The following is a 9,819-nucleotide window of genomic DNA, read 5'->3' on the forward strand; positions in this document are numbered from 1 at the left end:
GGCAAAAGGCTTGTAGGCAAAAGGGGACATGTAAAAGATTGCTTCCAACCTCCTCAGATCCTCAGCTATTCGTCACCAATCTTAAATTGACCAACGGACATCTGCAACTTCTGGGCAACCTCGACAGTTGTTCGTAGGGATTGAGAGACTTCGCCAGAAGAATGAGAGGTTTGTCGGGAGGTGGCAGCAATTTCCTGTATTAAGTCAGTAACGTCCCGAGATGTTTTGGCTTGGGAAACTGTGGCGTTAGAAATAGATTGGACTAACTGGTCAATCTCATGGGAGACGGCAACAATTTCTTCTAGGCTCTGTTTAGCCTTGAAAACCATTTGGGTTCCATCAACCACTTGTTTTTTTCCGTCTTCCATGGCTTTGACCACCTCTTGGGTTTCCTGCTGAATGGTGTCAATCACCTGTTCAATGTCTTTGATGGCATTGGCTGACTGGGTTGCTAGTCTACCCACTTGTTCCGCAACTACTCGAAACCCTTCTCCCTCTTCTCCCGCACGGCTCGCTTCAATCCCAGCATTGACTGACAGTAAATTAGTCTGTACAGCTATTTCCTGTACCAACCCGACTACTTTAGCAATCTCCTTGGAGGATTCCCCTAGCAGCTTTACTTTGTTTGCTGTGTTGACTACAGTCTCTCGTAAATTTACAATAGTCTCAACTGTGCTATCCATAGCTTGCCCACTAGTAAGGGCAGCGTTTGAGGCGATGTGAGAAACCTCTGCTGCTTGGCGGGCATTATTTGAGACGGCTTCAATCGAGTACATCATCTGCTCAATAGAGCTTAGTGTGTGGGTAATCTTATCTGACTGAGCCATTGCTTGCTGGGCTAATTCACCCACTGCCTGTTCATCAGCAGCAACAGCACTATTAACTTGGGTTGAGGCAAGTTTGACCTGGAGCACAATTTGCCGCAAACTTTCAATCAGGGCATTAAAGAAGTCCGCCACTGTACCAATTTCCCCCTCACCCACTTCTGCTCGGACGGTGAGGTCTCCCTTGGCAGCATTTTCGACATTATACAAGAGTTCCAAAACTTGGTGCTGGAGTGCTTCTTTTTGCTGACGTTGCTCAATAGCATTTAACTCCGCCGCCCGGCGGGCTTGTTCGATTTGATCAGAGGTTGATGCTGCTTTCTTGAGCGCTAAGTCCGCGTCTACTCGTGCTTGTTGTAACTGTTCAAACAGATGAGCTTGCTTGAGGGCAAAGCCAATCTGAATGGCCAATTGTTTTAATAAATCGGCCTCTTCTGGCTGCCAGTCCCGTGGCTCAGAACACTGGTGAGCACATAATAAACCTACCAGTTCCTCCTCATGCAAAATGGGCGCAACCATATTGGCTTTGACCTGTAGCCGTTCGAGAATATCACAGTGGCAGCCCGTTAAGCTAGCTTCATAGACGTTATGGCAAACCCAGACTCGCCCACTTTTGAACCGATCCAAAGACCCTTCCCGCAATGGGTCATTGATAATTTTCCCCATGGCTTCAATCCAACCAGGTGCTACGGATTCCGCCATGATTGTTCCACTATCCCACCCTTCATTGAAGCTATAGATCAGCACCCGGTCGGTTTGCAAGATGCTGCGAACTCCATCTACTGAAGTACTTAGGATATTTTCTGATGTCACAGATTTATAAAGAAGGCTGGTAAACTCAGCCAATAACTGGGAGCGCTCCGCTATGGCTTGCTGGAGAAAAGCCTGTTGAGCGAGAGCTTCTTCCTTAGATACGATGTTGTCAGCAAGTTTATTGAAGGTATCTGCCAGTTGACCAAGTTCATCAGTAGCTATGACCTCAGCACGGGTTTCGCGATCGCCTGCGGCAAATTTATGGGTAGTCTGCTGTAGCATTTTAATCGGTTCAGCAATTGACCGCCCCAGCAGAATTGCCAAAAATACATCTGTTGCTAATGCCAAGAACACAACGGACCCTTGTAGCAGTAGGCTACCTGTAAGAAAAGCATTCAGGTCAGATTCGCTAGTCCCCCGCACTAATACTGCCACCGGTTCTCCCTGAGAATCCATTAGAGCTTTTGCTGCCATGGTGTAGGTTTGGTTTCCTACCTTCTGACGGTCGGTAACTAACTCGTCTACTTTACCAACATTAACGACTTTCTCAAGTAGGGATGGATTAGGTAAGGGAATATCAGATTGGGCTTGCTCCCAATTGGCAGCTTTACCTTGGTCTAAGGCTGTTACTAAGGTAAATTCTCCCGAAGGCTGATGCAAATAAACAGCACTGTAGCCTCCGTTAAAGGTTTTCAGGGTTTCCTTGACAATGGGTTCCTTGCCATTAACAATATCCCCAGAAACCAAAGCACCAATCACATCATCAGTTTTTGGGTCTTTTACTGGTGTGACCGTGTAACGAATTAGGGCACCTTGCTTTAGGGCATCTTGCTTCATCAACCCCTCAAGTAAAGGGGGTGATTCTTTTCTCAATTCTTGCCAGCTGACAATTTGATTAGCTGTAATTTGCTCAGACTGCTTGAGGACTTGACTAACCAGGTTATTGGGATTAAACGTTTCTCCTTTCCGGTCAGCATTAGCATTAACAATAATTCGTAAATCTTTGTCCACCAGAGTGGCATATTCAATCTGGCGAGCTTTAACTTCATTCTGGAGAATTTGCTTAACTTGTCCCTCTAGTGATTTGGACAATAACTGATTTCTACTATGGGCAAGAGCAGCTTCAATAATAGCAGTATTTTCCGATTGACCACGGAACCCAAACCCCATTTGGTTGATTTTAATGTTGTAGTTTATTTCTGTGACAGCCAACTCTGACTGAGCTTGCCCACGTAATTGAGCTCTTCCCCCTATGATAATTAATAATGCTCCTACACCCATCAGTGCAGCCACAGAGATTACTTCGGAGGAAAACAAACCAACAATTTGCTTGGTTTTAACTGGTAAGTTATAAAACCATTGTAGGTGTGATTTTTTGCTTTGTTGAGAGGAAGAAATTTTGAGGCTAGTGGTTGGCTTGATTACCGGGCGCAATTGTATACCTGTCATTAGTGAGTAACTATTCAACTAGAATAATATAGATTTTTTTTTAAAAAAATAAAATATATAGCCGATCTTATATTAATCAGTAATCAGGTACAGACAATTATTTTCCCCCTGTTCCCTAAAATCCAAAACTTGTGTACTTTACCTATTTTTTTGAATATTTTTGGCTCTTCCGTACTTGTTATGCTAAATTAACACTTTCTTGATGCAGTCGCTCATGGGGGAAACCACGGCAGTCGCTCATGGGGGGAACCCCCAAGACCGCGCTGCCTCCCCAAGACCGCGCTGCATCGCTTGGCAAAGGGAGCAGGGAGCAGGGAGTAGGGAGCAGTGGAAAGAGGCAGTATTTAGAAATTATTGTTAATTAAATAGCATCATTTCCATTGTAGAGTAAGCTTTCTGATTTTTTTTACTTGAAATGAGCGCATAGCAGGTACTGAAGAACCATATTTTTTAAATGCTAGCATTATTATGACAGGAGTGTTTTATCTGTCATTTCTATATAAAAAAACAATAATAATAGCAAGCTAGCTATTATAACAACCGAAATAAATTACTATGAAGTAAATCTATTTTTATGTATTAATTTATTTTATTTATTTTATTTTATTTATTTTATTTTATTTATTTAATATATAAACTCTTTAAAAGATTAGGGTATAATTAGTATTACTACTCCTAGGACTCAACTGATGAATCAAACCACAGCCAACTTAACAATGTCCACTAGCTGCTGTTTAGAAAAAGGTTTGGTGAGATAGGCATCAGCGCCTTGTTTCATACCCCAGAGACGGTCGATGTCCTGATTTTTAGAAGAACAAATAACAATGGGAATGCTAGTGGTATCCCGATGGTTCTTCAGGCTGCGGCACAACTCGAAGCCACTCATTCCTGGCATAACTATATCTAGAACTATAACATCAGGTTTTTCGGTTACTGCCTTATCCAAAGCATCTTTAGCATCAGCAATACAAATAACTGTGTTACCACTGTCCCGTAGGTATCTAGCCATTAACTCTAACTGAGCCAGGTTATCTTCCACAATCAAAACTTTACTCATAGTTCAATTAATTGGTTGGTGTTTAACACTATAATCTAATCATGAACTTGTTGACTGTTGACTATTGGTTTACTATTGAATGTTGACTGTCCAATAGGGTCAACTCAACAAAAAACGTTCAATTCAATAAACTTTTCATTGACCTAGTCAAAAATAAAACTTTAATAAAACTTTAATAAAACTTTAATAAAACTTTAATAATTAATACGGATAATTAGAACGGTTCGAGCTTACTGCTATGGACTTAATCCAAAGACAGTAGTAGAGTTAGTTTACTGGTGCATACATAATAAAATAACCCCAAGACTAACGGATTAGTGTTAGCTACCGTCAACTGAGGAATTGCTGAAAATTTATACATATGCACTTGACAAGCTAAAGAAGCGCTATAGAAATGCACGAAATTCGCGCTCTTTAAATTAAGACATATGTCTTAGTCCAATATATCCAAAAAATTTTAGCTTGTCCACGGGGCTGATAAGATAAAATACCATGGGATTGACTAAAATGCTCATGACTGGTATATCTACTACAGTAACTCCACGGGACATCCACCGACAGCAATTTCCGGCATTAGCCCACAAAGCCTATTTCAATTTTGGGGGCCAAGGGACTCTGCCTCTGGTATCTCTAAATGCCATCCAACAAGCCTATGAGTATGTGCAGCGCTATGGCCCATTCTCGGGTAAAGTCAATGACTGGGTTACCGAGGAATCCCACAAAACTCGAAGTGCGATCGCATTAGAGTTGGGGACATCAGCAGAAACCATCACCCTCACCGAAAATGTTACCGTTGGCTGCAATATTGCCATGTGGGGGATTGATTGGCAACCGGGTGATCACATCCTGATGAGTGATTGTGAACACCAAGGCATTATCGCTACTGCCCAGGAAATCTCCCGTCGGTATCAGGTAGAGGTATCTACTTGTCCAATTATGGCAACTCTAAATCAGGGAGACCCCACTAAAACTATTGAGCAATACTTACGACCTCAGACGCGATTGGTGGTATTGAGTCATCTACTGTGGAATACGGGTCAAGTATTGCCACTCAAGGATATAACTCATGTGTGTCACAACTATGATCAGAGTAGCCAATTGGTGAGGGTTCTAGTGGATGCAGCTCAGTCAGTAGGTTCTTTGCCCTTAAATCTAACTGAACTGGGGGCAGATTTCTATGCCTTTACCGGTCACAAGTGGTGGTGTGGCCCAGAAGGAGTGGGAGGTCTCTATGTGAGTCCAGATGCCTTGAGCAGCCTCAATCCCACATTTATTGGTTGGCGGGGGATTATTCTGGATAAAGCTGGGAAACCTGTGGATTGGCAACCAGATGGACAAAGATTTGAAGTGGCTACCTCGGCTTATCCCCTGTATGGAGGATTACGTAGTGCGATCGCAATTCATCAGCAATGGGGAACTGCTGAGGAACGTTATCAGCAAATTTGTCAATTGAGTGAATACCTATGGCAAGGCTTATCCAAGTTGGAAGCAGTCAGGTGTTTGGCTACTTCACCTCCCAAAGCTGGTCTGGTGTCCTTTGTGTTGACTAATGGCAAGCGCCATAACACGTTAGTAGAGTTTCTGGAGCAGCAAGGCTTTTTGCTACGAACTCTCCGGGACCCAGACTGTGTCCGTGCCTGTGTTCACTACTTCACCCAGCCGGATGAAATTGATAGGTTGATTGAGGCCATTGATGGGTTTAGTTTTGATAATTAATCAGAAAAGCTTAAGTCAAAGCTTAAGTCAAAGCTTAAGTCAAAGTTTAAGTAAAGATGCACCCCATTAGATAGTCATGGCCTACGATTCACACACATTTCATACTTTCTATAATGAGGGGCTAGTGTTTGCGATCGCATTTGCAGTTAGGTTTGTTTTGTATGAGTTGATGTTTGTTTTCGTTGACGATTGACGGTTAAGGGTTGACGGTTAACTGTCAACCCTTAATATCATCTCAGGATAATTAGCCTTAATAAAAATCTCCCCCATCTCCCCACACCTCCCACCCTCTAACTCAATCCGCGCCGAGGCTCCATACTTTTATTATGGGTATTAAACCGGACTTGATATTACACTCCTACTTACTTCCTCTGGCCTATCCCGGAGCAAATCCATAATTTCCTCAGTGTAGTGATGGAATTCAGGATGACGCTTGATTTTGTAAGTGCGCTCACCCTGTAACTCAATCCGCAATTCCCGTTGAATTGTACCAGGTCGTGCTGTCAGCACATAAATCCTTTGAGACAAAAACACTGCCTCTTCTACATCATGGGTAATCATTAATATAGTGCAACCCGTCCGCTGCCAAACCTCAAGCAAAAACTGTTGCATGGTTTCCTTAGTTTGTACATCAAGTGCGCCAAAGGGTTCATCCATCAGCAGGATTTTAGGATGACAGGCTAGAGCTCTTGCGATCGCAACCCGTTGTTTCATGCCCCCAGATAATTCTTTCGGATAGGACTTAGCAAACCCAGACAGCCCAACCACATCTAAATAATAACCAGCCTGTTCTCGGCGTTTTTGCTTTGGGACACCTTGCAGCTTTAAGCCAAACTCCACATTATGGATCACATTCATCCAAGGGTATAGGGTATATCGTTGGAAAACCATGCCTCGCTCTGAACTAGGTCCAGTCACCGTCAAACCATCAACCGTAATTTCTCCAGCTGTAGGCATATCTAAACCAGCTATCAGACGCAACAGGGTAGACTTACCCGAACCAGATGCACCCACAGCACAGACCAATTCCCCTGTCTCAACATGCATATTAATATCCTTTAGGGCAACAATAGTACCTTGTTTCGTGGGAAATTGTTTGTAAAGGTGATAAATTTCTAAGTGCATGGTTTTTTATTATTAGTGATATTGGTAATTCGGTATTGGGTATTGAGTATTCGGTATATTGAGTATTGGGTATTAGGTATTGTAATTCTCAATTTTCCTGCAAGCCTTTTCCCTTTTGCTTGTGATTACGTAAGCATATGCTGTTCGCTTAGCGTGGGCTTCGACGCTGGGAAGTAGCCCATTAGCTGACAGCTTACCTTCAACCTTCAACCTTCAACCTTCAACCTTCAACCTTCAACCTTCAACCTTCAACCTTCAACCTTCAACCTTCAACCTTCAACCTTCAACCTTCAACCTTCAACCTTCAACCTTCAACCTTCAACCTTGGCCTTTCGGCCACGCTACGCGAACAACCGTTAACAAAAAATCTAATCAATCGCCCATTTACAGGTAAGTCTGAGCAGCAATCGGAAGGATAAATCAATGGCAAATCCGATTAATCCTAGAATAATCAAGCAGGCAAATATTTCATCGGTTTTTAGAAACTTTTGGGCTAGCAAAATACGTTTACCTAGTCCCACTTTTGCTGCGACCAATTCTGCTACAATCACTAAATTCCAAGATGCTGCCATGTTGACTCGAAATGCATCAATAATATTGGGAATCACATAGGGAGTAATCACCTGTAATAGGACTTGTCTTCGTAGTCCTCCCAAAGTGTAGGTGCTTTCAATTAAATCCTTGGGAACAAACTTTACTGCATCCATAATCATTAAGGTATTGAAAAAGACAGTACCGATAAAAATAAGTGCAATTTTCGGTGCTTCATCAATACCTAGATAGATAATGAATAGAGGGATAAATGCCGGAGCTGGCATATAGCGAACAATACCAATTATTGGTTCTGTTAACCCTCGGATACTGGCAAATGCTCCCATGGAAATCCCCAAGGGAATGGAAATAAGTGCTGCTAACAGAAAGCCAGCAAAAACTCTGAGTATGCTAGCAATAGTATCTTGAATAAGAAAGCCTTGTTGCCACAAACGGATAACGGCTTTACCCACGTCAATCGGTGACGGGAGGAAGACGGAATCAAGGCCAGCAAAACTTGAGATGAGCCACCAAACAACAAACGGAATAGTAACTGATAGGATAATTAATATCCAGTTTAAGGATTTGGGAATATCCTCAGCAATGCGCCAAAAAACGGTGGGTTTTAGAGTTTTGGTTGTCTGGGAACTATTCATTAAAGAGTCTAAGAAATGTGGTGGGTGCGTTAACGACGTGTAACGCACCGGTTTAATTAGATGGGTTATTAATGACTAAGAACGACCTGCGGCATAGGCTTTGACAAACTGGTCATCAAGTATCTTATCTAAATCAGGAACTTTTTGAATAAATCCCACATCCAGCATAAACTGAGACATCTTTTTAGCGGCAAACGGCATATGCTTCATACTATTACCAGGGATAAATGCCTCTAGGTTTTCTTCCAGGGTAAATATTCGAGTTCCTTCTTTAAACTGTTGGAATTCCTCAACACTAACATTAGCGCGTTCCGCCAGCAGTTCATCGGCCTTCTTGGGATTATTTTTGATAAACTCTAGGATATCAAACCAAGTCTTTACTAGAGCTTGAACTTGGCCAGGACGTTCATCAATCAGCTTTTGAGTAACGACAAGTAAGTCAGGGATTGCCCCAGGAAATGCTTTGGAACTAATTAATTCTTTACTTCCCTTTCGTTTTAGGGCAGTGAGCCAAAAGGGAGGGAATGCACCCACGGCATCTACTTTACCCGCTGCAAATGCTGCTGCTGCTGCCCCAGTTTCTAAGGGTACAATTTCCACATCTTTTCTGGACATTCCCTCTTCTTCTAGGGCTAAGCTAAGCAAGAAGTCATCTACAACTCCCTCTTCTATTGCTACCTTTTTACCTTTCAAATCTTTCAGGGAATTAATCTCTGCTGTGACAATAATTTTGTCATTGCCAGCAGAGTTATCATTCACCAGAACCGCTACTTCACCATTAACAGCATCAGCAGCAAAAGATATCGTATCATTAAGGGTTTGGCAATTAGCATCTAGTTTTCCTGCTGCCAAAGCTTCCATGGATTCTAGGTAGCCATCAAACCATTTTAGTTGTACATTAAGGCCATTGGCTTCAAATAAACCTTCTTTTTCCGCAATGTACCACGGCCACCAACCAGGCCAACTGCTGTATCCCATAACAATGGGAGTAGAATCTTTAACGGCTTGGGAGTTATCTGAGGGTTTGGTGTTTGGGGATTGGTTGCAGCTAATAGCTAGGACTAAACTAAGTAGAAATACAGCACATAGGGATAGTAATTTGGGAATTTTCATTCTTCTATTGCGGCAGTATAACACACCTACACTCCTAGAGTTAGGTGGGAATGAATGCTGCACCTCCAACTAATGGTTTACAGATTAATCCGACACTGGGTTCAAGTAACCGTTTTTTCTGGACAGAAAATTGTCCAAGTCTTTTCCAGTTAACATCTGACCCAGACACCTGATCATCCTACCATCCACACTTTCCTTTCAGGAGTGTTGGATGTGACATGGTAGATGGCTGCTAAAGTTACACCGTCTACGGCGTAGGTTGCTGGTATCTGCTTACTTTTTTCGGCTTTATCTTTGTCTAGCCTGATGTCCTAAGGTTAGAGGTTTCCCCAGAAGTGTTTAATCCAGCTATCAAAGTTTACCAAAATTGCTAATGTCTGTCTATCGTTGTTGTGAACAGAGCAAGAATTAGGATAAAGATGCTAAAAACTGTAGTTAAAGATACCAAGTTAATCTAAAACTAGTTCATCCGAAGTTCCCTGATCTAAAGTTAAACACTTCTGCATCCCACCTTGAGTGGGAAGGAATCCAATCAATCATTAACCCCTAAGCTTTCAGTGCCGCGTTTAGGGAGACCAGCTTAGTGATGAACAAC

Annotated in this window: 6 protein-coding genes; 1 reads left to right on the top strand and 5 read right to left on the bottom strand. The window is 42.5% G+C overall.

Annotation, left to right across the window (positions count from 1 at the left end):
- Positions 1-65: 65 nt before the first annotated feature.
- Together F6K51_RS23715 and F6K51_RS23720 are read right to left on the bottom strand one after the other, a co-directional pair.
- Positions 66-3,026, bottom strand: a complete 2,961-nt coding sequence (locus F6K51_RS23715; protein WP_293024821.1) for a methyl-accepting chemotaxis protein — start codon at positions 3,024-3,026, stop codon at positions 66-68.
- Between the two features lie 694 nt (positions 3,027-3,720).
- On the bottom strand, positions 3,721-4,083 hold the full coding sequence (locus F6K51_RS23720; RefSeq protein WP_070391006.1) for a response regulator: 363 nt from the start codon (positions 4,081-4,083) through the stop codon (positions 3,721-3,723).
- 513 nt (positions 4,084-4,596) lie between these two features.
- On the opposite strand from F6K51_RS23720, the gene F6K51_RS23725 reads away from it, so the two are divergent.
- Positions 4,597-5,799, top strand: coding sequence for an aminotransferase class V-fold PLP-dependent enzyme (locus tag F6K51_RS23725; protein WP_293024824.1), 1,203 nt, complete (start codon positions 4,597-4,599; stop codon positions 5,797-5,799).
- A 333-nt stretch (positions 5,800-6,132) separates the two neighbouring features.
- Here the strand turns inward: F6K51_RS23725 and F6K51_RS23730 are convergent, their stop codons facing one another.
- From F6K51_RS23730 to F6K51_RS23740, 3 genes are all read right to left on the bottom strand, one after another.
- The gene (locus F6K51_RS23730) at positions 6,133-6,924 is read right to left on the bottom strand and encodes an ABC transporter ATP-binding protein (RefSeq protein WP_293024826.1); all 792 of its coding nucleotides are present in this window, start codon (positions 6,922-6,924) and stop codon (positions 6,133-6,135) included.
- A 368-nt stretch (positions 6,925-7,292) separates the two neighbouring features.
- Complete coding sequence (locus F6K51_RS23735) at positions 7,293-8,111, bottom strand: ABC transporter permease (RefSeq protein WP_293024827.1); 819 nt, start codon at positions 8,109-8,111, stop codon at positions 7,293-7,295.
- Between the two features lie 75 nt (positions 8,112-8,186).
- Positions 8,187-9,224 carry an ABC transporter substrate-binding protein gene (locus tag F6K51_RS23740; RefSeq protein WP_293024829.1) on the bottom strand — a complete coding sequence of 346 codons (1,038 nt, stop codon included), beginning with the start codon at positions 9,222-9,224 and terminating at the stop codon, positions 8,187-8,189.
- Between the last annotated feature and the right edge of the window lie 595 nt (positions 9,225-9,819).

The organism is Moorena sp. SIO3I8 (assembly GCF_010692325.1).
Classification (GTDB): Bacteria; Cyanobacteriota; Cyanobacteriia; order Cyanobacteriales; family Coleofasciculaceae; genus Moorena.